Origin of the sequence: Mesorhizobium sp. M1217 (assembly GCF_040318275.1) — a bacterium.
Classification (GTDB): Bacteria; Pseudomonadota; Alphaproteobacteria; order Rhizobiales; family Rhizobiaceae; genus Mesorhizobium.
The window spans coordinates 302,549-323,054 of the sequence record NZ_JAMYMA010000006.1 but is presented as its reverse complement, the minus strand read 5'-3'; the positions used below and the strand labels follow the sequence as shown (position 1 = coordinate 323,054).

Genomic DNA, 20,506 nt, shown 5'->3' with positions numbered 1-20,506 from the left:
CTCAACTGGAGAGCGGGAGATCTTCCAAGGGATCGACGAGGAAAGACGCGGCGATCAGATCGTCCGAGTCGAGGCGCAATGAGCCTTCGGCGCCGCCCATGATGGCGGCAACCTTTTGAAACGTCTTGATCTCGTGCTCGGTAATCTGGGCAGTTTGCATTCTGGATTTGAGGTCAGCAACGCGCAGCCCCAAACTGTGGGACATTCCGATTTTACGGTTCGACATGGTAAGATGCTCCTCCCCGGCCCATGTTTGTTTTGCCACCCGCCCTTGTTCGCATTTCCTCCGCCTGCCTAAATATGAGGCATCGCGAATACAGCGCCCGAACGCCCGATGCAAGGGAAGGTTCCGGCGCGCAGAGGTCACGAAATAATAATACGAAGGAAGCACGGCCGATGGTCCGGCCGGAGGTAGGACTTAGGTAGGACGCCCGCCGGACAGAGGGCTCCGGTGGCTTATCGGCTGGCGAGGACCATGCGGTTGCCTTCGCTGTCGCGAAACTCCGCCACCGTGCGCCCCGGCTGCCACGGCGCATCATGCGGTTCGGTGATGATTTCGACGCCGCCCGCCTTCAACGCCGCGCTCATTGCTCCGACATTTTCGTCGACCAGCACCAATACGGGCTCCGCGCCGGGGGCGTCGTCGGCGCGCCTGATGAAATGCAGGTTCGTCACGGCATGCGGAAATGCCAGCTCGATCCAGCGCCAGCCGCCGTCGCCCATCTTCTGGTCGGCCAGCACCTGACAGGCGAGATGCCTGGTGTAGAACGCCTTGGCGCGGTCCTGGTCGAATACCGGAAGCTCGGCAAACTGGATATGCATGATCGTCGCTCCTGCTTGATGGCTGCCGCGCAGCCGCCCACGCGGGAAAGACGATGCGGGCAACCGAAAAGATTCTTCAGCAATGAGAATCTTTTCAGCGCAGCCGGTCGTCCTTCGTTCATACCAACCAGTCAGGAGACGACGATGAACTACGCACTCATTCGATACGGTGTGAACCAAGCCGACCTGGAAGATAACCGCGCGCTGGTCGAAAAAGTGTTCGAAGCGCTGGGCGAGGCGGCACCGCCGACGGTGCGCTATCTCGTGCTCGAGCTGGACGACGGCTCGTTCGTCCACATCGTCGGCCAGAACGGCGTTTCGTCGGCGCTGACCGAGCTTGCCGCCTTCAAGGCATTTGCGGAAAACCACGCCGAACGCCGTTCGACCCCGGCAATGCGATCGCCTGTCAAAGTCATCGGCAATTACCGTATGCTGGCGGATCAGAAGGCGGGATAGCGCCTGCCATGCCGCTCGCGCAGAAACGGGATGCTATGCCGAAAATGAACAGGGCGACGTTGGAGGCGATGCTCGTCGGGTTGCGGCCAAGGCTGCATCGCTACTGCGCGCGCATGGCCGGCTCGGTGATCGACGGCGAGGACATCGTTCAGGAGGTGCTGATCAACGCGCTGCAGGCGATCGACGGCGGTGCGATGGTCGAACGGCCGGAGCAATGGCTGTTTCGCATCGCCCACAATGCCGCGCAGGATCATCTGCGGCGGCGCAATCGGGAAAGGTCGCGCATGACCGAGGCCGACATGAGCGTCATCGAGGATCCCTCCGGCAGCGCCGACAGCCGGCTCGCCGCCCAGACCGGCCTGCGCGCCTTCATGCAGCTTTCGGTGCCGCAGCGCAGCGCCGTGATCCTGGTCGACGTGCTCGGCCTCAGCCTGCATGAGACCTGCGAAGTGACCGGCGCGACGCTCGCCGCCACCAAGGCCGCGCTGCATCGCGGGCGGGCGCAGCTCAAGCTGCTGGCGCTGCAGCCCGAGCAGGCGCTCGCGCCGAAGCTCGACGCCGATGACGAGCGCCGGCTGCGGCGCTATGTCGACCTGTTCAACGCGCGCGACTTCGACGCGGTCAAGGCACTGATCGCAGAGGACGTCCGGCTCGAAGTCGTCAACCGCGTCCGCCTGCGCGGCAAGGCCCAGGCGTCGACCTATTTCGGCAATTACGACCGTATCAGCGACTGGGCATTGTCACTCGGCTTCGTCGACGGCAGGCCGGCGATCCTTATCCGCGACCCGCAGGCGGCCGACGGCACCGTGCGCGGCTTCGTGCTGGTTGAATGGGCGGGCGATGAAATCATCCAGATCCGCGACTTCCGCTATGCACCGTGGTGCCTGGTCGATGCGGAAATCAGGGCCGTGGAGAGGTGAGGCGAGCGCTGGAAATGGTGCGGAAATGGCGCGCGGAGGCGACAGGGCCAAGGTTGCGCCACCGGACAAGTCTGCCATCGCCTCGATCACTAAGCTGAAGGGCTCCGCCCCCGATTTCGGGGACCGGTATCGTCGCGAAGAGGATCTACGGCCTACACCCGTCATGCTCGATACAGAGCGGCGCCAGCTTTCGGATCAGGCAGCCTCCTCCTGGGTGACCCAAACGCAATGCCACATGGCAGCAAGTTCTTAGAGCGGTTCCGGTTCTCTTGGAACCGGTAACTCGCTCTAACTATCTGTTTTGCCGCATCTATTTGGCTGCAAAATTCGCTAGCCGATACGCACGCGGCGCGTCACCTGGCCATTGCTTTCCCAGTATGTGTGTTTCTTGGCAATCAAGGGATCGTCCATCGCCGGTTGAATTTGTCCCGTGGTGCTGACCGCGCGCGAGGTCACCGTGTGTTCTCCAGGAGAGGGATTTGCCCAATCCAGGGACCAAATTTTCCAGGCGTGTTCTGCCTCCTCACTGTGGTCAATGGTCGCTGGTGCCCAAGGCCCCTGATCGATTTGCACTTCGACCCGTTCGATCGGCGCCCCCCAGCCTGCTCCAATGATGGAGTAATCTGAATCTTTCCGGGTAACCTTCGCGGGCGCGGACTTTATCAGCGCTCGCCCGACCGAAGTCTCGGCCCATACGGTCTCGCCGTTGTGGTCCTCCTCCCGGATGGTGACATAGTCACGGGCCATCAGAAGGCTCATGAACCGCGTATCGCGAACCTCGATGCGCTTTAGCCACTTGACGTTGGCGATCCCGTACCAGCCTGGAGCAATGAGCCGTACCGGGAAGCCGTTGGCCGCCGGCAAGGCGGCTCCATTCATTTCATAGCAGAGGAGATTGTCGGGGTTCATCGCGTCGGCGAGCGACATGCTACGAGCGAAGTTCTGCTGCATCTTGACGTCGCGTATCGGGACCTCGCCTGTGTCGGTACCGAAAAAGACGACCTCGATGCCCTTCTCCAGAACACCGGCTTCCTCGAGGATCGGGGCGAGCGGCGTCCCTGCCCAACGGGCATTGCCGATGCCGCCGGTGAAAAAGGGAAATCCGTGGTTGCCCGAGCATTCCACTGTGAAAACGACCTCCTGCCGCGGTCGCGCCCTGATGTCGGCGAGCGTTAACTCCAAGGGCTTCTTGACCAAGCCTCCGATCTCCATCGACCATGTCTTCTCGTCGATCGTTGGTCGGTTGAAATGCGAGATGCTGAAGAACTTGTCGTTTGGCGTTATCCAGCTATCCAAATCCTCCCAGACAAGCTGCTTCTGGATACCCACCGGATCGGGATTTTTGGTCGGCTGATCCAGCCACGGAATAACTTCCTCGCTCGGCCGTGTTGGAAAAGCGTAAGCCCGACGCGAGGTATAGAGAGCAGCAATTGCGGCAAGAGCCGCGCTTCCTTGAACAAGAAGTTCTCTGCGCTGAAAATCAGGCATGTTGTTTACCTCCCAGTTGATCCGGAACGGGCTGCAACGTGCCTTAGGCCGTAGCCTGATCACGGATAGGCGACACAATGTGAGGTCTGCCCATCCGGAAGTATCCGGATAGGTCAGACAATCACCGACGCAAGTCAGGCATGTGAAGCGTTGGACGAAACTCTGGCTCGCGTTTCGCATGCCAAGAGTGCGCCTTTGAGAAGGAAGTGTCCACAACTTGGACGGGACATGATGATGATTGCGGCATTCCATGCCGATTTCCGGTCCTGCCAAATCCTTGCTGCTCGGATCGCTGCCGAACGCCCCTTCTGGGGTCATTTCCGGACCTTGGCGGGTTGCGCTCGGAAACGCTTGTTTCGACCCACGTCTGCCGTTCCGATATCGCCCCGCCATCTCCGGGGGGTATGTTCACCCAAATTCGACAAGAAACCGCATTGGCCTGCCGCCTCTTGTCGCGATCACTCTTGGCGCCACAGGATGGCGGCACGGCCGGCGCAGGTGTATGATGATGGTCTAATACTTCGCATCAGGGAGGACAGCATGACGTCTTGGGAAATCAAGGGACGGGAACTCGTCAATTGCACCTGCGAATATGGCTGCAACTGTCAATTCAATGCGCTGCCCGACAAAGGCCATTGCCATGCGGTGGCGGGCATCCAGATTGACGAAGGTCATCATGGCGAAACCGCTCTCGACGGCCTGCGGATCGCCGCGATCTTCAAATGGCCTGGCGCGATCCACGAAGGCAATGGCGAAGCCATCGCTTTCGTCGACGAGAATGCAACCGACCGGCAGCGTCAAGCGCTGCTGCGCATCATGACCGGCCAGGACACCGACCCGTTCGCGACGATGTTCGCCGTCTACGCCTCAACCGTGACAAAAATGAATGAGCCGGTTTTCACCAAGATCGATCTCGACCTCGATATCGACGGCCGCAGGGGCCGCATCTTCGTCAAGGACTACATCGAAACGGTCGGCGAACCAATTCGCAACAAGGTGACGGGCGCGGACTCGCGCGCTCAGATCGTGTTGCCGAACGGCTTCGAATATGCGGTCGCCGAGATCGGCAGCGCTTCAAGCACAACCAGCGGGCCGGTTCAGGTGAATATGAAGGACAGTTACGGCCAGTTCGCCCGGCTGCATCTCAACAATCACGGGGTGGTGCGGGCCTGACGCGCCGCATGGACGGTGGGTCGCCACTGGAACGGCTGCTCAGACGCGACCGCGTCATCACGATTGCGGGCGTGGCGGCGCTGTGCCTGCTGGGCTGGCTTTATATCGTCGCCGGTGCAGGGCTCGGCATGAATGCGTGGGAGATGACGAGGGTCGCGCTATTCCCCCACCAGCAAACCGCCGACATGACCTCCGATATGTCTGGCATGGATATGTCTGGCATGGACATGAGCGGGATGGACATGAGCGCGATGGCCATGGCGAACGAACCGCGGGTTTGGGGGGCCGCGATCTGGGCGCTGATGATTGCGATGTGGTGGGTCATGATGGTTGCGATGATGTCCCCGAGTGCGGCGCCGACTATCCTGCTCTATGCGCGCGTGCATCGCCATGCGCTCGCACAGGGCCAGATCCAGGACAAGCTCGCGCCCACCGGCGTATTCATGGCAGGCTATCTCCTGGTCTGGCTGGGGTTCTCCGTCGCGGCAGCTGCGTTGCATTGGCTGCTCGAACGCGAGGCGGTCGTTACCGCGGCGATGATGAGTTCGCAGAGCCGCTGGCTTTCAGGCATCGTCCTGATCGCCGCGGGCCTGTATCAGCTCTCGCCGCTCAAGAACGCCTGCCTGTCGCATTGCAGGAAGCCGACGGCGTTCCTTTCCCGCCACTGGCGTCCCCACACACTTGGCGCGCTGCGTTTGGGCGCGCTGCACGGGGCGTTCTGTGTCGGATGCTGCTGGATGCTGATGGCGTTATTGTTCGTGGGTGGCATCATGAACCTGGTGTGGGTTGCCGGGCTCGCCATTCTGGTGCTGGTTGAAAAGGCGTTTCCTGCCGGCCAGTGGGTCGGCCGGGCAGCCGGCATCGCCCTGATCGCCTGGGGCAGCGCAACGCTTTTGGTGTGACGGCCACGTAAAGTGCATCGCACCGCCCCAGCCAGGCCGGCTCACAACGCGTCGGGGCGGACCGGCGGTGACGTCAAGCTTACGCAGGCATTCAGGCGTCAAGGAACTTTGAATCCTGGCGTCCGTTTATCCGAATGTCGGGTATGAAGGGCTCCGCCATGAATGTCGGCGACGAAAGGACTGTATCCGTTTGGGCGAGAACCGAAGTCGCGCCTGATGCGGTTCCGCTCGAGCGGAGTGAACAGGTCGATGTCGTGGTCGTCGGATCTGGCATTGTCGGACTGTCGGTCGCCTACGAACTGGCCATCGCCGGGCAAAAGGTGGCGGTGCTCGATCGCGGCCGGATCGGAAGCGGCATGACGGCCCGCACCACCGCGCACCTGTCATCGATCTGCGATGACTATTTTTCGGAACTGATCAAATTGCGCGGCGAGGAACTGGCGCGGATTTACTATCAAAGCCAGTCGGCCGCTATTGACCGTATCCAATCGATCCTGGAGGCGGAGGGTATGGCGTGTGATTTCCGCCGCCTCGACGGTTTTCTGTTTCCGGCGTCGGGCAGGAAGGAATCCGTCATCGAGCGCGAACTGGACGCCGCTCTGAAGATCGGGGTCGACGTCGAGAAAACCGCAGGCGTGCCGTTTGCAGGCTTTTCGGATGCACCGATCCTTCGCTACGCCAATCAGGCGACATTCCACCCGCTCAAATATCTCCGCGGGCTGGCTGCCGGCATCCGCGCGCACGGCGGCGCGCTTTATGCGGAGACCATCGTCGATAAGGTCGAGGAGACCGACGGCGGCGTGCGCGTAAGCACGGTCTCGGGCTTTGCCGTGTCTGCCAGGTCGGCCGTTGTCGCCACCAACTCGCCGATCAACGATCGGGTCGCGCTCCATACCAAGCAGGCGCCGTATCGGACCTACGCCATGTCGTTCGAGATCGCGCGCGACGTTTTGCCGGATGCACTCTATTGGGACACGCTGGACCCCTATCACTACGTCCGTCTGCAGCCTGGCGAAGGCAAGACCGACTTTCTGATCGTCGGTGGTGAAGACCATAAGACAGGGCAGGCCGACGACGCCGACCACCGCTTCACGGCCCTGGCGGCCTGGATCAAAAAATTGGTGCCCGATGTCGGCGCGGAAGCCAATCGATGGTCCGGGCAGGTGATGGAGACGGTCGACTATGCCGGGTTCATCGGCCGCAATCCCGGTGATCGGCGAGTCTTCGTTGCTACCGGCGATTCCGGCCAGGGCATCACCCATGGGGTCGTGGCAGGCCTGTTGATTTCGGACCTGATTCTGAAGGGGGAAAGCCCCTGGCGGGAACTTTACGAACCCTCTCGCAAGACGGTACGGGCGATCGCCGATTATCTAGCGGAGAATGCGACAGCGATCAGGAGTTTTGCCGAGTATGTCGCGCCTGGTGAAATCGATTCCGCCGACAAGCTGCGGCCGGGACAGGGCGCCATCGTCCGCGAAGGTCTTACCAAAGTCGCGGCCTTTCGCGACGAGGACGGCACGCTCTACAAACGCTCGGCCGCATGTACCCATGTCGGCTGCCATGTCCATTGGAACTCGCTGGAACGCTGCTGGGACTGCCCCTGCCACGGCTCGCATTTTGCCGTCGATGGCACGGCTTTGAACGGGCCGGCCGTATCGCCCCTGGCTCCTGCCGGATAATCTTTTTTCGCCCCGGCCGCGCAGCTCACAATTCCTTTTCGGCGAGCTCGCGAAACGCGTCGGGAACGGACCGCGACAGTCCGAGCGCGACCGAGGCGTAGCCGACCGCCTCCCAGCCGAAGCGGTCGCGGATCTTGTCGACGGCGCGATCTGCGGTCCAGCGCGCCGCGCCCTTCCTGGTGCCGGGGCGGCGGCGGTCGTCGGCGAGCCCGAGCGGCAGTTCCAGTTGCAGGCCGGCATGCTGCTCCAGATGCGAGACAGCGATCGCCAGCAGCGAGATTGTCTTTTCGTGCGGATGGTCGATGAGCACCTTGCGCACCAGCGCCTCGGCGATCTCGGCCAGCATGGCGGTTGCCGATATCGGCTGGTCGAGCGTGATCGAGCGCGTCACCGAGCGCAGGTCGGCAAAGCGGACGCGAACCGTCACCGTGCGGCCGGGGCGGGATTTCGCCCGCAATCTTGTGGCGACCCTATCGGCCAGATGCAGCAGCGCAGGCACGAAGACCTGCTCCTCGGCCGGTTTTCGGCCGAGCGCCGATTGCGCGCCGGCCGAGCGCGCCCGGCGCTGCGTCTCCAGCTTGCGCGGATCGCGGTTCCACGCCAGCGCGTTGAGTTTTTCTCCCGCCGCCGGCCCGAGCAGGCGCTCCAGCGCGCCATCGTTGGTCTTCGCCAGCTCGCCGATGGTGTTGACGCCGATGCCGGCCAGCCGCTCCCTGGTGACCGGGCCGACACCCCACATCAGCTCGACCGGCAGGTGGTGCAGGAACTCCAGCTCGTGGCGCGGATCGACCACCACCAGCCCGTCGGGTTTTGCGACCTGTGAGGCGATCTTGGCCAGATGCTTGGTGCGGGCTACGCCGACCGAGATCGGCAGGCCGAGCTCTGCCCGCACGCGGTGGCGGATCTTGCCGGCGATCTCGGCCGGCGAGCCGAACAGGTGGGTGCAGCCGGCGACGTCGGCAAAGGCCTCGTCGATGGAAATTCGCTCGACCACCGGCGTGAAATCGCCCAGCACCTTGATTGCCGCATCGCCCAGCCGCTGATAGTCCTTGAAATGGCCGCCGACGAAAATGAGTTGCGGGCAGAGTTCCCGCGCCCGCCGTCCCGGCATGCCGCCGCGCACGCCGAACGCCTTGGCTTCATAGGATGCGGCGAGCACTACCCCGCCGCCGACGGCAATCGGCTTGCCGCGCAAGGCCGGGTCGAGCAGTTGTTCGACCGAGGCATAGAAGGCATCCAGATCCGCGTGGAGGATGTTGGCTTCCATCCGGCCCGTTCGCCCGCGGCGGTTCAAACGCCGCCTTGTCTAGAGTTTTGATGAGAACATAAAGAGAACATTGTGGGCGGATTGTCAAGCGGCGCGGAGGGCAGGTGGAGGGCAATTGTTTCAGTTTGGCGCCCTCTGTCTGCCTGCGTTCCAGCGTTGGTGGTTGGCGAAAGTCGAAGCAACATCCAATCTCCCCCCTTGCGGGGGAGATGTCCGGCAGGACAGAGGGGGGTGGGACGGATCGCCAACTTCGACTTCAGTTGTTGCCAACTCGAATCAGCCTGAGGGTTTGGCTCCGATTGGTTGACAGGTCGGAGGGACAGCACCCCCCTCTGCCCTGCCGGGCATCTCCCCCGCAAGGGGGGAGATCGGCAGCTTCGCCGACGGCGCCTGCTGCAGCGACCTACAGCGCCATCTTGTAGCCGAGATGGCTGGCGGTGAAACCGAGGCGCTCGTAGAAGGTGTGCGCTTCCCGTCGACTGTTGTCCGTGGTGAGCTGAATGAGGCTGCAGCCGCGCGAACGGCACGCTTCAATCGCCCATTCGATCATCAGCTTGCCGACGCCGCGAGAGCGCCATTGCCGGGCGACGCGAACGCCTTCGATCTGGCCGCGCCAGGCGCCTTTCCTCGAAATGCCTGGAAGGAAGCTGAGTTGCAGCGTTCCGACCAATTGCCCGGCCTCGACGGCCACGGCCAGCAACTGGTTGGGATAGGCATCGATCGCGCTGAAGGCATCGAGATAGGATGGCGCGAGCGGCGTGGACGGGTCTTCCCGGTCTGCGCCGAGCGCATCGTCGGCAAGCATTGCAACGATCGCCGGCAGGTCGGGCGCCTGGGCACGACGGAATTCGATCTCGCTCATCGCGCGGAGACATACGGCGCAGTGTTGGCGATCGCAATATCCGTTTTGACTGCAAGGGGGGCGCGCGTCTTCAGGCGGCCTCCAACGCCCAGAGGCGATAGCCGTAGCGGCGGAAGAAGCGGGCGAAGAGGCGCTGCTGCCTGGCGCGGGCGAGGTCGGCGCTGCGCCTTTCCTGTCGCCAGTGCGGCATGTTGCGGAACATCGACAGGAAGCGGGCGGCGTCCTCGATCGCCTCCTCGGCCGACTGCGCCGGGCGGATCGCCGCCAGGAACAAAGCGCGGCTCGGCTTCATCCGGTCGATCGCCGCCTTGCGCTGGCGATGGCCCTGGCGCGCCGTGCGGATGCCGTCCTGGCGGATGGCCGCGAAGGCGGCAAGCATGGCCGGGCTGTCGCCGGCATAACCGCAGGCCTGGGCGAACTGGGCGAGGTCCATCGTCACTCCCTTACATTCGGTGGACGGAGCGGCCGCGGCTGCGCCGATTCCAGCTTGCATGGTATAGAAGCATAACTCAAATAAATGAACAAGTGAAACTTTCACGTTGGTGTAAGCGGAACCGACTCGACTCCGCCTCGAAAACCGATAATGTGAACAAAGCAGGAACAACGATGGGGATGGCCATGGCATTAGCGGGCAAGGAAGCGACGATCGCCGATGTCGTCTCGATTGCCGTCGAGTGCATCGATTGCGGCCGCAACAGGTGGTGGAAGCCGGCCGAGCTCAAGCGGCATGGGGTGAGGCCGGAGACACCGCTATCAGCACTTTCCGGGCGCCTGATCTGCAAGGCCTGCCGGGCCGACGGCCTGCCGGGCGCCGCCGTTTCGATCCAGGCTGCCTTCATCGACGACCGGCAGCGAGCCCGCGCCGAGGCGCGCCTGCTCAACGGTCGAGAGCTGGAGCAATCGAGGCGGGCTTGAGGGGGAGGGCGTGCTGCTCTTCCCTTCTCCCCTTGTGGGAGAAGGTGGCCGAGCGAAGATCGGTCGGATGAGGGGTGTTGGACGGATCGCTACCTTGATGGCGTAAGTGCTTAAAATCGCGTCTACATTTCCTCCGCCGCGTTCCTTCCAGCACCCTCATCCGGCTCGGCGCTGTGCGCCGATCCACCTTCTCCCACAAGGGGAGAAGGCAACAAGCGCCCGTCAATACCCCAGCAGTTCCTTGAGCGGGATGACGCGGAAGACGTTCTTGATGGCGTAGCGGTTGAAGGTCAGCGTCTTGGGCGGATTGTATTGCTCGACGATCAGCTCGGCGGCGGTGCGCTTGACCAGCTTCTTGATGAAGGCCTTGCCGTTTTGCTCGTTCTCCTCGGGCAGCGTCTCGATCACCACATGGTCGCCGGGCACGGCCTCGCGGCCGCCGCAATAGATCATCTCGCCGGGCTCGTAGCGCGGCACCATCGAATCGCTCAGCACGTGCAGCGCAAACACGTTGCGCAGATGCCGGATCCCCGGCGGCCGCTGGACATAGCCGGCCGGCTGGCCGTTGAAGGTGAAGTCGCCATCGTCGCCGCCGACGGCGGTGCCGAGAAGCTGGATGTCCATCGGCCCGGCGGGCAGGGGGCCGGGATCGGTGACGATCTCGGCATCGGCGACCGGCCCGGCATCTTCGAGGAAGACGACCTCGCCCTTGCCGAGCGCCACCGGGTCGACGCGCAGGAAGGCGGCGGTCTTCAAAAGGTTCTCGGTCTTGGGCAGGTTGCGCCCGGTTTCCCAATTGCCGACGGCAGCGACGTCGGTGTCGTTGTGCTCGGCAATGTGGCGCATCACCAGGCCGCGCTGCTTGCGCGCCCGGCGGATCGCCGCCCCGACCTTGATCGACAGTGCAGTTTTCACCATGGCTCCATCTGAGGCACAAGATTCGGTTTCGTCTATGCAAGAATCGCTTGCATTATTTCTTAAGTTATGCTCTTATGTGGCCATGCACAAGTCGCTCCGCCAGCTTTCGGTCCTCGAATCCGCCCCCCAGCGCCAAGGAGGCGGCCGCGGTAGTCATGTGCCAACCTTTTCCCCTTCGTCCTGGCTGTCCTCCTCCCCGGCCGGGACGATGCCCGAGGCTCGCGCCTCGGATCCGGCAGCGCAAGCGGCCGGAACGGCCGGAGCCGTTCCCCTCACGGCTCCGGCCACGAATTGCCTGCCGGCCGGCAATGCGGATGCCGCGGTTTCCTGCATCCGCACCGAAGACGGCACGGTCATCGCCTTCGACAAGCGGACGGGCAAGGCAGTCTCCGGCGCAACAAGGCAGGCGGCCGGGATGAAGCTCGATCGCAGCAAGCCATGCGAGGGCTGACCGCCTTTCGAGCCTGAGGCCGGCGAAGCCGGCGCCGCACACAACCACCTTTGCAGGGAATAAAACGTCATGGCCGCCCGCTATTCCCCCTCCGAATTGGAACAAATCGAGAACTGGCTGATGAGTGGGCTGTCGGCCGCGAAGATCGCCGCCCGGCTGAGTGCGCAGCGCGGCCGCCCGGCCTCGCGCGCGGCGATCATCGGCATCGTCCACCGCACCGCCCGTCTGCACGCCATCGGCCTTGCCAGATCCAAGGGCTGGCGTAGCGGACGGTCGGGCGGCCGGCATGGAAAATCGGCGCCAGAGCCGTCGAACCCTGCCGGCCAGGCAGGGGCAGTACCGGCCGAGCATCACTGCCGCCCGGCAAGGCTGTCGGCCAGGCTGGCGCCGCCGGCCTGGCAGCCGGGTCCGGTTCGGATCACGGGGTCCGATGGCGAGCCGCTCGAAATGCCGGCGCCGCGCCCGATCGCCGCCGGCGGCCGCCAGCCGCACTTCGTCGCCATGCGCTTCATCGATTGCCTGTTCGACCGCTGCCGCGCGCCGCTCGACACGACGCCGCAGGAGGATGCGGGAAACGACGCCCCCGGCAGCCGCCCCGGTTTGGACATGCTGTGCTGCGGGCTGCGCACAAGGCCTTCGAAAAGCTACTGCGCCTATCACGCGGCGCGCTTCCTGCGCACGCTGCCGGCCAAAGCTATTTGAGCCCCGCTGGATACGGAAATTCGCCAGAGCCCGACGACAGACCAGGAGGACAGAGCCGATGAGCAACAAAACCGCCCAAAAGACCAAAGCCAGGCTACCGCGATTGCCGAAGGGCGAGGCCGAGCAGGTGCGCATCCGCAAGGAGATCGGCCATGATTTCGCGCTGCAGGACGACCGGTTCGGCCGCAAGCGGCTGGCCAAGGGAACGCAGGAGGCGGCGCGCCTCTATGAGGTTTCCAATGACGGCCACACCGCGACCGGCGGCATCGTGCGGGTGCGCAATGTCGACCCGCTGACCGGCCTCACCTCGTTGTCGCGCCAGCAACGCGAGGCAGGCATGCGCTACCGCCAGGATTTCCGCAACTCGTCGGAGGCAAGCGCCAAGCCGATGGCCTGGGCCGAGCGCGTCGACGGCGGCCGCACTGGCAGCGGTGTCGCCGATCACATCCTGTCCGCCGGCCGCGACCATGCCGAGGCCACGAGGGCGCTTGCCCATTGGGAGATCGCCGGCATCGTGCAAAAGGTCTGCTGTGCCGACGCAACGGTGAAGAGCCTGGCCGAACAGGCCGGCGAGCCGCGCGACGTGGTGGTGAAACTACTCAAGATCGGGCTCGACATTTTGGCCGTGCACTACGGCATGATGCTGATGCGCAAGCCGCGGTGAGGAGCTCCACCGATCCGGCCGGCACTGCCGGCCGGATCGATCCGTCAACGACGGCAGACACGGATTCTTTCGATAACCCGGTGGTGATGACGCCAGTGCTTGACGACTTCCGTGTGGCAGCGCCGGTGATACCGGTAGCGTGGCCTGTAGTCCTCGTCATAGACGTCATAGCGGTAACGGGGGACGTACTCATCGTCGTAATCGGAATACCGATGATGGCGATAATAATAGTCGTCGTCATAGCCGTTGCCGATGCCGATCGTGACACTACCGCCGGCATTGGCCGGGCCGATCACGGAAGCCGCCGAGGCGATGGCGATCACCGAGGCAAGCAGGAGCTTCTTCATAGCTACCTCCTTCTTTAACGTCCCTCTAATAGAAAACCCCCGAGGGGCAGGCTCGTTCCACAAATTTGCAAGATGCCACGAACCGAGAGCCCCAAATTAGCGCCGGCGGGGGCGAAAACGCGTCTGGCTGTGCGCCAGGGTGGGGCCGCCGACGCAAGCCCCGAGCGGGTTGTGGTCCGCGCCCTATGTATCCCGTCAAACAGCGACAAATTGGCCAGCGCCAGTCCCGTCACCTTGCCGATCTACAGAACATGGCCCAGTTCCAGCAAAACGAAGGCGGTCGCACCCAGCACAGCGAGGGCGTAGGCCGCATAAAGAACAAGCAGCATCACCTCAAAGTCCCGGACGAAACTTGCGGCAATCCTGGTCTCCTGAGGTTCCGCTTTCTCGATGCTGTCGGTTTCCAGCTGCTCCGTTGCCACGACGAGGCAGACGATCCTGTCGTTTCCGGCCGCCTGTAATATTCGTTCGGTCAAATCGACGGCAATCACTGGATCATCGGCCAACTGATCTCGCGATAGCCAGCTTTCAGTGACAGTCTGGATTTCACGCTTTTTCACGCATGCATAATTGCGCCAACTAAATTAGGTTCCACTAAAATACATGGAATGCGTCGACCCGATCGCGATGTGATGAGGCGTGGCCCTCCTGGGCGGCGAACTGCCGCCTGAGGCCCGCATTTGCCGACCGTCGAGGCGAATCTCGATCCGCATCCTCCGATCAAAGGGCGCCGGCTTCTTCATAGGCTGCTACGGTGCGCCATTGCTGGTAGGTCGCAATGCCAAAGCAGCCAAACTCTCATATCGCGAACGCAGCGCCGACGTCTTCAGTGCCGACCGGCTATGACGAGGATCGCATGCTTACTTATATCCGGCTGCTCGACGCGTCGGCTGAAGGGACCGATTGGCGTGAGGTCGCCCGCATCGTTCTGCACATTGATCCGGAGCAGGAGCCAGACAGGGCTTTCCGGGCGTGGGCGACACACCTGGCGCGTGCACGATGGATGACCAGGAAGCGGAGCGAGTTGCGTCAATTGCATGATGAGTGGTGGGGATGAGCACCATCTAAGCGGAACTGCCGTCCCGGTCTGGCCGTTGAGGGAGGAGGCCAACATGGAAAAGCGCCCAATGACTTCTTGGCGAGCCAATACTTTCGAGCTGTGCTGCCTTCTTGCAGTTCCGCTGTCGCTTATCCTTACCGTTTTCCTCGCGGGTCTCATCCTTAGCTGACCCCGGGATGGTTGCCGTGTCGGACAACGTGGCACCAAAGCCCACCTGAAGGATTCGGCGGGAAAGGCTGCCGGCACCGTTACTTCACAGCCGCCGCCATCACATCCGAAAACAGCGCCCGCTCCACCGCCGGCTCGAGCGTCTCGGCGAAGGGCGTTGCCAGATGGTGGCGGTCGCGGAAGGCGAGTTTGCCGTCGATGAAGACGTGGCAGGTGGTCTGGTCGCAGAAGCGGTCGGTCATGTCGATATAGCTGGCGTTGGGTGTCGAGCGCACGATGTCGCGCTCGATCGTGGCGATGTCGTCATTTGCCGCCATGATCCTCGGCGTATCGCATGTCGCGGGCGTCTGTCCCCGCCACAGCGCCCGCGCCACGCATTTGTCGGCGTAGCTTGCATTGTAGGGCACGTCCCTGATGACCGCGACCTTGATGCCGGCCTGGCTGAATGCTTGAAGCGTCCAGGTCAGGCCCGTCCGCCACTGCTCTTGCCAATCGGCGTGCTTTAACTCCTCGGGCGATTCCTTGATCACATTGCCGATCGAGAATTCCGAGATCACCACCAGTTGCGGATTGAGCGCGATGATGTCCTTGACCGACTGCTGGCGCCATTGGTCGCACTCGGTGTAGTCGCGCTTCAGCCGCCAATTCCAGGTCGTCACCCGCGAAGCCCGGCAGGAGGATTTGAGAAAGGTGACGACGCGAAAGTTGTTCTTCTCGGCCGCCTTGATCAGCGGCGTCGACCAATGGTCGGCATGCGAGTCGCCGAACAGCACGACCGAGCGCTGGGCGTCCTTGCGGCCGAACATGCAGGGTTTCGGCTTGACGGTCTCGAAATCGAGCACGCAGCCGCCGTCGCTCGCGCGCACGGTGGAGAGCTGCGCGGCGCTGTCGGCGATGACGTGCTGTTCGGGGCTGAGATTGTGCTCGGCAAAGCGCGCATTGCCATAGGCCGCGACCACGCCGGCGCCGGTCAGCGCGACGGCGGGCACCAGCGCCCGCGCCGCTCCGGCCATCAGCCAGCCGTTGCGGCGGATCGGGTTCTCGATGAAATGATAGGTGAACATCGACAGAAGCAGCGTCAGCGCCGCGCAGGCAAGCCGGTCAAGCGTGGACAGGTTGGGAACCATCATCGCCGCATAGACGATGACCGGCCAATGCCAGAGGTAGAGCGAATAGGAAAGCCGGCCCAGCCATTGCAGGGGCGCCAGCGCCAGCACGGCGCTTGGCAGGTTGCGGCCGCTGCCGCTGAGCAGCAGCAGCACGGTGCCGGCGACAGGCGCCAGCGCATTCACCCCGGGAAAGGGCGAGTCTTCGTCCAGCATCAGATAGGCCCACGCGATCAGCGCCAGCCCGAGGCATGCCTGGAGGGTGGCCAGCAGCGGCCGGTCGCGCCAGATCCTTGCTGGCGCCATGGTGGCGAGGCCGCCGGCGGCGAATTCCCAGGCCCTGAGCGGCGAGAAGTAAAAGGCCCAAGGCTGCGACACTTCGGTCAGCCAGGCGCAGGCGGCGAAGGAGGCTAGGCCTGCGACGCCGATGACGATTATAGCGGTGCGCTTGCCTGGGCGCAGCCATGCGGCGGCAAGAAGCAGCGCCGGCCATGCCAGGTAGAACTGTTCCTCGACCGAGAGCGACCAGAAGTGGATGAAAGGGTTGTTGGTGGCGTCGGCGGCGAAATAGTCAAACGACCAGCGGATCAGCCAGAGGTTGATCATGTAGGCGGAGGCGAACATGGCGCCTTTCGAATAGAGCGCCTGTTCCTCCGGCGACAGGATGAAATAACCCGCGAACAGCGTGGCGAGGATGACGAACAGTGCCGCCGGCAACAGGCGCCGGGCGCGCCGGGCGTAGAAGCGCCAGAGATTCAGCCGCCCGGTTTCGGTGATTTCCGTAACCAGGTGTTTTGTAATCAGGTAGCCGGAGATGACGAAGAAGATGTCGACGCCGGCAAAGCCGCCGGGCAGACCGGAGAGACCAAAATGAAAGGCAATGACACCCGCCACCGCCAGCGCGCGCAGCCCTTCGATGTCAGGCCGAAATGATGCCGACACAGTCACCTCGTGCAAGGAATACCCACCTCGCAGAGGCTCGACCCGATGCGCTGATATTGCAATGCAACAAATCTAACGCAGTGCAACATAGGGGGAGGGCGCGGCTCCTCCAACTCCTGGCGTGGGCGATTCACTCACATGAGCGGTTCAGTCATGAGAGCGATTGATATTGAAGCGAAGCGAAGGGTGCCGAGGCAATCACGCCTTTTTCAAAAACTCGGTCTTCAGCACCAGGCCCTTTACCTGCCTGGTGCTGCATTCGATCTCGCCGGGATTGCCGGTGAGGCGAATGTTCTTCACCAGCATGCCGCGCTTGATCGTCTCCGAGGTGCCTTTGACCTTGAGATCCTTGATCAGGGTCACGGAGTCGCCCTCGTGCAGCGCCGTGCCATTGCTGTCTCTTACGATCGTGTCCGTCATGGCAGGTCTTTCGCGGGGCTCCGGTGCGGAGGTGGTTGGGCCAGTCCCCGGCCTATCCCACGGTTGGCGGGGAGGTCAAGCGGCCGGGTCAAGCCGCGTTGCCGGGGTCAGGTGCATCAGCTATTGACCGGCAGCCATCCCGGCACAATTCAAGACGGAGCCGACCATGACAGACAAGACCATCCTCAAATTCGGCGCCGTCGAGAACGCCGAGACCGGCGATCTCGCGGGATGGGTCGTGGTCGAAGGTGAGCCGACCATGAAGACCGCCGTCCAGCACATTACCGAGGACGGCAAGGTCATGTCGGGGACCTGGCAGGCGAGCCCGGGCACCTATCACGCGACCTACAGCGACTATGAGTTCGTGCACATGATAGCCGGCCGTATCGTCATCACGCCCGACGGCGGCGCGCCTGTCGAAGTCGGCCCCGGCGATGCCTTCGTGGTGGAAGGGGACGTGGAAGATCATCGAGCCGGTGACCAAGCACTTCGTCGTCAGGATCGGCTGACGCCGAATAGTGCGATTGACGTTTGCGCCCGACTGAACCGAAGGTCCCAAAACGAAGATGGCGGGCATCTGCCCGCCACTGCGATTGTGCTGAACCGACCTGCCTAGTTGGCGCCGCCGAGTTGCTTGGTCATCTTGCAGAAATCGTCATGCTCCTTGGCAATGGCCTCGTCGCCGCATTCCTTCATCATCATCGCCTGGTCCTCTTTGGACATGGCCATCCATGCGGTCTTGAATTCGGCTGCCGGCTTCATGGTCTTCATGCCGGCATCGGTGAAGAAGGGCGACATTTTCTGCGGATCGTCGAGCGCCGAAGTGCCAGTGGCACCGGCGGCAAGCGCTGCGCCGGTCATCATTGAAAGCGCCATCGCGCCCATGCAAAGCATCTTGATGTTCATGATCATTCCTCCTGAGCTGCTGCCTTGAGGTTGTCCACTAGCGATCTACGAAGGAACGGCGTTTTGACCCAAAAGTTCCACGTTCTGGCGCAAGCATGGAACAGGATTGCTGGTGCCGCCATTTATGCAAAAAATTCTACCGTGACGGAATTGCCGCGCTGCCGGCAGCAAGCCAAACGACGGCAAATCAAAGCTTCGCTGTAGGAGAGGCTGCGAAGTTGCACGCCGGCTCAATATGCCCGATCATGGCGATGGCGGGGCGGAGGTATCAAGTGGCGGCAAATAGTCGAAACGGCGCGCACCTGTCGGAGACCCGGCGGGCGAGCATTGTTTCCGCGGCCAGGGCGCTTCCGCGCACATCGTTGCCCAGCGTAGCGTCGGTCGTGACGGCCGTCGCGGCGCTCTATTTCGGGCGCGAGGTCTTTCTGCCGATCGCAATCGCCCTGCTGCTTACCTTTGCGCTTGTGCCGATGGTGTCGGCACTCAAGCGAGCCGGCATTCCGCGTCTTCCTGCCGTGATCGCCAGCGTGCTCGGCGCATTCACGGTGCTGGCGCTGTTCTCCTTCATAGTCGCCACACAGGTCAGTGAACTGGCGCAGAACATCCCGCTTTACCAGGCGAATATCCTGACCAAGGTCCGGTCGCTCAAGGAAACCGGCGTCGGCGGAGGCATCGTTTCCAGATTGAGCCGGGTGATCGAACGCGTCGGCCAGGAACTCGACAGACCGGAACCCGCGCAACCCGCCGCCGATCAGCCTCCGCGGGAGCCGATCCCGGTCGAAATCGTCGCGCGCGAACGACCGCTCGAGGTTCTCCAGAATCTGATCGGCCCGCTGCTGAGCCCGCTGGCATCGGCCGGACTGATCGTCGTGGTGGTCATATTCATGCTGCTCGAGCGGGAGGACCTGCGCGATCGCTTCATACGCCTCGTCGGCTACGGCGATCTGCATCGAACCACCGAGGCGCTGCAGGATGCCGGCAAGCGCGTCGGCCGCTATCTGCTCATGCAATTGGTCGTGAACATCGTCTATGCCGTTCCGATTGCAATCGGACTTTGGCTGCTGGGCATACCCAATCCATTGCTGTGGGGTTTGCTGGCGCTGGCGCTGCGCTTCGTTCCCTATATCGGCCCGGTTATCGCGACGCTGCTGCCTCTGTTCCTGGCGCTAGCCGTGGCGCCCGGCTGGTCGCTCGTGCTATGGACCGCCGGGCTTTTCGTGGTGGTGGAACTGATCACCGGCAACGTGATCGAACCCTGGCTCTATGGCTCGCGCACCGGGCTGTCGCCATTGGCTATTATCGTTGCGGCGATCTTCTGGACCTGGCTCTGGGGGCCATTGGGCCTCGTTCTGTCGACGCCGCTCACGGTCTGCCTCGTCGTGCTCGGCCGACATGTGCCGCAGTTCGAATTCCTCGACGTTCTGTTCGGCAACGAACCCGTGCTCGAACCGCACGCCCGGCTTTACCAGCGGCTGCTGGCCGGCGATCCCGAGGAAGCGACGGACCATGCCGAGGAGATGCTGGAGGAAGAATATCTGGTCGAGTTCTACGACAAGGTCGCGATTCCCGCACTTCTGCTCGGCGAGCAGGACCGTGTGCGTGGTGTGTTGAGCGATGAGCAACGACAGCAGGTCGCGGGCAGCGCGCTGACGATGGTGGCGAACCTCGACGACAGCGCGCAGGAGGAGGCGGAAGCGGGCGACACTGCCGCGGCCGAGGACAACGGCTCACGCGAGGACAAGCAGGTTCAGGGGGAGGTTCAGGGCGGGGACGACACCGAACTACCGGATGGCACGGGCATGTCGGTGCTGTGCGCCGGAGGGCGCGGCGAACTCGACGACGCGGCTGCCGCCATGCTGGCACAGGTGCTCGAAGTCCAGGGCGCCACGGTGTTGAGAGCGAGCTTCGCCGATATGGAACCGGGGAGCATTCGCCGCCTTGAGCTCGACGCTATCGATACCGCCGTCGTCGGATTTTTGAACCGGAATTCCGTCAAGCACGGCCGGTTCCTGGTCCGTCGGCTGAAACGCGCCAAACCAAGGTTGCGGGTGGGTATCGTGTTGTGGTCGGAACCCGACAGTGACAACCAGGAGGCAGCCGCCAAATTGGCCAATGAGATCAACGCTGATTTCGTCGCACACGGAATGGTCGGTGCGGTGCTCGGTGCGTTGTCCAGCAATCCGCCGGTGGCGCTGAAGACCACCGCCAAACGCCGCATGCGCCGCCTGGTGCCGGCGCGCAAGAAAGAGCCGCTCGCCGCGGCAAAATAAGCGCGGCGAACGACGGCGGCAGGTGGGGTTATTACCGTTTTCGCGAAAACGGTAATAACGAAACGGAT

At 63.1% G+C, this 20,506-nt stretch carries 23 protein-coding genes and 1 pseudogene; 12 read left to right on the top strand and 12 right to left on the bottom strand.

Features of this window, described 5'->3' with window-relative positions; genetic code table 11:
- Position 1: 1 nt before the first annotated feature.
- Together NKH37_RS13255 and NKH37_RS13250 are read right to left on the bottom strand one after the other, a co-directional pair.
- Entirely contained in the window at positions 2-226 is a 225-nt protein-coding gene (locus NKH37_RS13255) for a hypothetical protein (protein WP_352640959.1), read from the bottom strand.
- A gap of 230 nt (positions 227-456) precedes the next feature.
- Entirely contained in the window at positions 457-822 is a 366-nt protein-coding gene (locus tag NKH37_RS13250; RefSeq protein WP_352481659.1) for a VOC family protein, read from the bottom strand.
- A 144-nt stretch (positions 823-966) separates the two neighbouring features.
- Here NKH37_RS13250 and NKH37_RS13245 point away from each other — a divergent pair, with 144 nt between their 5' ends.
- Positions 967-1,278: a hypothetical protein gene (locus NKH37_RS13245; protein WP_353003555.1), complete on the top strand. Its 312-nt coding sequence runs from the start codon at positions 967-969 to the stop codon at positions 1,276-1,278.
- A gap of 44 nt (positions 1,279-1,322) precedes the next feature.
- A complete protein-coding gene (locus tag NKH37_RS13240) occupies positions 1,323-2,198 on the top strand; it encodes a sigma-70 family RNA polymerase sigma factor (protein ID WP_352481657.1) in 876 nt (291 codons plus the stop codon).
- Positions 2,199-2,528: 330 nt separating this feature from the next.
- Here the strand turns inward: NKH37_RS13240 and NKH37_RS13235 are convergent, their stop codons facing one another.
- Positions 2,529-3,686 carry a sulfite oxidase gene (locus NKH37_RS13235; RefSeq protein WP_352592728.1) on the bottom strand — a complete coding sequence of 386 codons (1,158 nt, stop codon included), beginning with the start codon at positions 3,684-3,686 and terminating at the stop codon, positions 2,529-2,531.
- A gap of 540 nt (positions 3,687-4,226) precedes the next feature.
- Here NKH37_RS13235 and NKH37_RS13230 point away from each other — a divergent pair.
- The 3 genes from NKH37_RS13230 to NKH37_RS13220 all read left to right on the top strand — a co-directional run bounded on the left by NKH37_RS13230 (position 4,227) and on the right by NKH37_RS13220 (position 7,440).
- Entirely contained in the window at positions 4,227-4,859 is a 633-nt protein-coding gene (locus NKH37_RS13230; protein ID WP_029351172.1) for a DUF1326 domain-containing protein, read from the top strand.
- 8 nt (positions 4,860-4,867) lie between these two features.
- A complete protein-coding gene (locus tag NKH37_RS13225) occupies positions 4,868-5,761 on the top strand; it encodes a DUF2182 domain-containing protein (RefSeq protein WP_352592731.1) in 894 nt (297 codons plus the stop codon).
- 158 nt (positions 5,762-5,919) lie between these two features.
- Positions 5,920-7,440, top strand: a complete 1,521-nt coding sequence (locus NKH37_RS13220; RefSeq protein WP_352592761.1) for an FAD-dependent oxidoreductase — start codon at positions 5,920-5,922, stop codon at positions 7,438-7,440.
- 25 nt (positions 7,441-7,465) lie between these two features.
- Here NKH37_RS13220 and dinB read toward each other — a convergent pair whose 3' ends face one another.
- The 3 genes from dinB to NKH37_RS13205 all read right to left on the bottom strand — a co-directional run bounded on the left by dinB (position 7,466) and on the right by NKH37_RS13205 (position 10,002).
- Positions 7,466-8,707 (bottom strand): DNA polymerase IV, encoded by a 1,242-nt coding sequence (dinB, locus tag NKH37_RS13215; RefSeq protein ID WP_352494403.1) that lies wholly within the window; start codon positions 8,705-8,707, stop codon positions 7,466-7,468.
- Positions 8,708-9,110: 403 nt separating this feature from the next.
- On the bottom strand, positions 9,111-9,569 hold the full coding sequence (locus NKH37_RS13210; protein ID WP_352592737.1) for a GNAT family N-acetyltransferase: 459 nt from the start codon (positions 9,567-9,569) through the stop codon (positions 9,111-9,113).
- 70 nt (positions 9,570-9,639) lie between these two features.
- Entirely contained in the window at positions 9,640-10,002 is a 363-nt protein-coding gene (locus NKH37_RS13205; RefSeq protein ID WP_031195368.1) for a hypothetical protein, read from the bottom strand.
- A 185-nt stretch (positions 10,003-10,187) separates the two neighbouring features.
- Between NKH37_RS13205 and NKH37_RS13200 the strand changes: the two genes are divergently transcribed.
- Positions 10,188-10,484 (top strand): hypothetical protein, encoded by a 297-nt coding sequence (locus NKH37_RS13200; RefSeq protein WP_031195369.1) that lies wholly within the window; start codon positions 10,188-10,190, stop codon positions 10,482-10,484.
- 222 nt (positions 10,485-10,706) lie between these two features.
- On the opposite strand, the gene NKH37_RS13195 is transcribed toward NKH37_RS13200, so the two are convergent.
- Positions 10,707-11,402, bottom strand: coding sequence for an XRE family transcriptional regulator (locus NKH37_RS13195; protein ID WP_023722940.1), 696 nt, complete (start codon positions 11,400-11,402; stop codon positions 10,707-10,709).
- A 208-nt stretch (positions 11,403-11,610) separates the two neighbouring features.
- Between NKH37_RS13195 and NKH37_RS13190 the strand changes: the two genes are divergently transcribed.
- The 3 genes from NKH37_RS13190 (at position 11,611) to NKH37_RS13180 (ending at position 13,219) form a co-directional block, all read left to right on the top strand.
- Entirely contained in the window at positions 11,611-11,853 is a 243-nt protein-coding gene (locus NKH37_RS13190; protein WP_352592740.1) for a hypothetical protein, read from the top strand.
- A 69-nt stretch (positions 11,854-11,922) separates the two neighbouring features.
- Positions 11,923-12,555, top strand: a complete 633-nt coding sequence (locus NKH37_RS13185; protein ID WP_352592743.1) for a GcrA cell cycle regulator — start codon at positions 11,923-11,925, stop codon at positions 12,553-12,555.
- A 58-nt stretch (positions 12,556-12,613) separates the two neighbouring features.
- On the top strand, positions 12,614-13,219 hold the full coding sequence (locus tag NKH37_RS13180; RefSeq protein WP_352592746.1) for a DUF6456 domain-containing protein: 606 nt from the start codon (positions 12,614-12,616) through the stop codon (positions 13,217-13,219).
- 44 nt (positions 13,220-13,263) lie between these two features.
- On the opposite strand, the gene NKH37_RS13175 is transcribed toward NKH37_RS13180, so the two are convergent.
- A complete protein-coding gene (locus NKH37_RS13175) occupies positions 13,264-13,566 on the bottom strand; it encodes a hypothetical protein (RefSeq protein WP_352457316.1) in 303 nt (100 codons plus the stop codon).
- A 242-nt stretch (positions 13,567-13,808) separates the two neighbouring features.
- Positions 13,809-14,126 carry a hypothetical protein gene (locus tag NKH37_RS13170; RefSeq protein ID WP_353041074.1) on the bottom strand — a complete coding sequence of 106 codons (318 nt, stop codon included), beginning with the start codon at positions 14,124-14,126 and terminating at the stop codon, positions 13,809-13,811.
- A 218-nt stretch (positions 14,127-14,344) separates the two neighbouring features.
- Here NKH37_RS13170 and NKH37_RS13165 point away from each other — a divergent pair, with 218 nt between their 5' ends.
- The gene (locus NKH37_RS13165) at positions 14,345-14,623 is read left to right on the top strand and encodes a DUF2285 domain-containing protein (protein ID WP_352592749.1); all 279 of its coding nucleotides are present in this window, start codon (positions 14,345-14,347) and stop codon (positions 14,621-14,623) included.
- Between the two features lie 251 nt (positions 14,624-14,874).
- On the opposite strand, the gene NKH37_RS13160 is transcribed toward NKH37_RS13165, so the two are convergent.
- Together NKH37_RS13160 and NKH37_RS13155 are read right to left on the bottom strand one after the other, a co-directional pair.
- Positions 14,875-16,842 carry an acyltransferase family protein gene (locus NKH37_RS13160; RefSeq protein WP_031195376.1) on the bottom strand — a complete coding sequence of 656 codons (1,968 nt, stop codon included), beginning with the start codon at positions 16,840-16,842 and terminating at the stop codon, positions 14,875-14,877.
- Between the two features lie 198 nt (positions 16,843-17,040).
- The gene (locus NKH37_RS13155) at positions 17,041-17,262 is read right to left on the bottom strand and encodes an alkylphosphonate utilization protein (RefSeq protein ID WP_023722948.1); all 222 of its coding nucleotides are present in this window, start codon (positions 17,260-17,262) and stop codon (positions 17,041-17,043) included.
- 166 nt (positions 17,263-17,428) lie between these two features.
- Here NKH37_RS13155 and NKH37_RS13150 point away from each other — a divergent pair.
- A pseudogene (locus NKH37_RS13150) lies at positions 17,429-17,771 on the top strand (cupin domain-containing protein).
- A 103-nt stretch (positions 17,772-17,874) separates the two neighbouring features.
- Here the strand turns inward: NKH37_RS13150 and NKH37_RS13145 are convergent.
- Entirely contained in the window at positions 17,875-18,168 is a 294-nt protein-coding gene (locus NKH37_RS13145; RefSeq protein ID WP_352481646.1) for a hypothetical protein, read from the bottom strand.
- A 272-nt stretch (positions 18,169-18,440) separates the two neighbouring features.
- Here NKH37_RS13145 and NKH37_RS13140 point away from each other — a divergent pair, with 272 nt between their 5' ends.
- Positions 18,441-20,438 carry an AI-2E family transporter gene (locus tag NKH37_RS13140; protein ID WP_502895811.1) on the top strand — a complete coding sequence of 666 codons (1,998 nt, stop codon included), beginning with the start codon at positions 18,441-18,443 and terminating at the stop codon, positions 20,436-20,438.
- Positions 20,439-20,506: the final 68 nt, after the last annotated feature.

Excerpts from the sequence above, each read along its gene's own strand:
- NKH37_RS13225 (WP_352592731.1), top strand. The coding sequence starts at position 4,868 with ATGGACGGTGGGTCGCCACTGGAACGGCTGCTCAGACGCGACCGCGTC.
- NKH37_RS13235 (WP_352592728.1), bottom strand. The coding sequence starts at position 3,686 with ATGCCTGATTTTCAGCGCAGAGAACTTCTTGTTCAAGGAAGCGCGGCT.
- dinB (WP_352494403.1), bottom strand. The coding sequence starts at position 8,707 with ATGGAAGCCAACATCCTCCACGCGGATCTGGATGCCTTCTATGCCTCG.
- NKH37_RS13180 (WP_352592746.1), top strand. The coding sequence starts at position 12,614 with ATGAGCAACAAAACCGCCCAAAAGACCAAAGCCAGGCTACCGCGATTG.
- NKH37_RS13250 (WP_352481659.1), bottom strand. The coding sequence starts at position 822 with ATGCATATCCAGTTTGCCGAGCTTCCGGTATTCGACCAGGACCGCGCC.
- NKH37_RS13240 (WP_352481657.1), top strand. The coding sequence starts at position 1,323 with ATGAACAGGGCGACGTTGGAGGCGATGCTCGTCGGGTTGCGGCCAAGG.
- NKH37_RS13185 (WP_352592743.1), top strand. The coding sequence starts at position 11,923 with ATGGCCGCCCGCTATTCCCCCTCCGAATTGGAACAAATCGAGAACTGG.
- NKH37_RS13175 (WP_352457316.1), bottom strand. The coding sequence starts at position 13,566 with ATGAAGAAGCTCCTGCTTGCCTCGGTGATCGCCATCGCCTCGGCGGCT.
- NKH37_RS13165 (WP_352592749.1), top strand. The coding sequence starts at position 14,345 with ATGCCAAAGCAGCCAAACTCTCATATCGCGAACGCAGCGCCGACGTCT.
- NKH37_RS13205 (WP_031195368.1), bottom strand. The coding sequence starts at position 10,002 with ATGGACCTCGCCCAGTTCGCCCAGGCCTGCGGTTATGCCGGCGACAGC.
- NKH37_RS13255 (WP_352640959.1), bottom strand. The coding sequence starts at position 226 with ATGTCGAACCGTAAAATCGGAATGTCCCACAGTTTGGGGCTGCGCGTT.
- NKH37_RS13190 (WP_352592740.1), top strand. The coding sequence starts at position 11,611 with ATGCCCGAGGCTCGCGCCTCGGATCCGGCAGCGCAAGCGGCCGGAACG.
- NKH37_RS13230 (WP_029351172.1), top strand. The coding sequence starts at position 4,227 with ATGACGTCTTGGGAAATCAAGGGACGGGAACTCGTCAATTGCACCTGC.
- NKH37_RS13200 (WP_031195369.1), top strand. The coding sequence starts at position 10,188 with ATGGCATTAGCGGGCAAGGAAGCGACGATCGCCGATGTCGTCTCGATT.
- NKH37_RS13155 (WP_023722948.1), bottom strand. The coding sequence starts at position 17,262 with ATGACGGACACGATCGTAAGAGACAGCAATGGCACGGCGCTGCACGAG.
- NKH37_RS13195 (WP_023722940.1), bottom strand. The coding sequence starts at position 11,402 with ATGGTGAAAACTGCACTGTCGATCAAGGTCGGGGCGGCGATCCGCCGG.
- NKH37_RS13210 (WP_352592737.1), bottom strand. The coding sequence starts at position 9,569 with ATGAGCGAGATCGAATTCCGTCGTGCCCAGGCGCCCGACCTGCCGGCG.
- NKH37_RS13245 (WP_353003555.1), top strand. The coding sequence starts at position 967 with ATGAACTACGCACTCATTCGATACGGTGTGAACCAAGCCGACCTGGAA.
- NKH37_RS13145 (WP_352481646.1), bottom strand. The coding sequence starts at position 18,168 with ATGAACATCAAGATGCTTTGCATGGGCGCGATGGCGCTTTCAATGATG.
- NKH37_RS13220 (WP_352592761.1), top strand. The coding sequence starts at position 5,920 with ATGAATGTCGGCGACGAAAGGACTGTATCCGTTTGGGCGAGAACCGAA.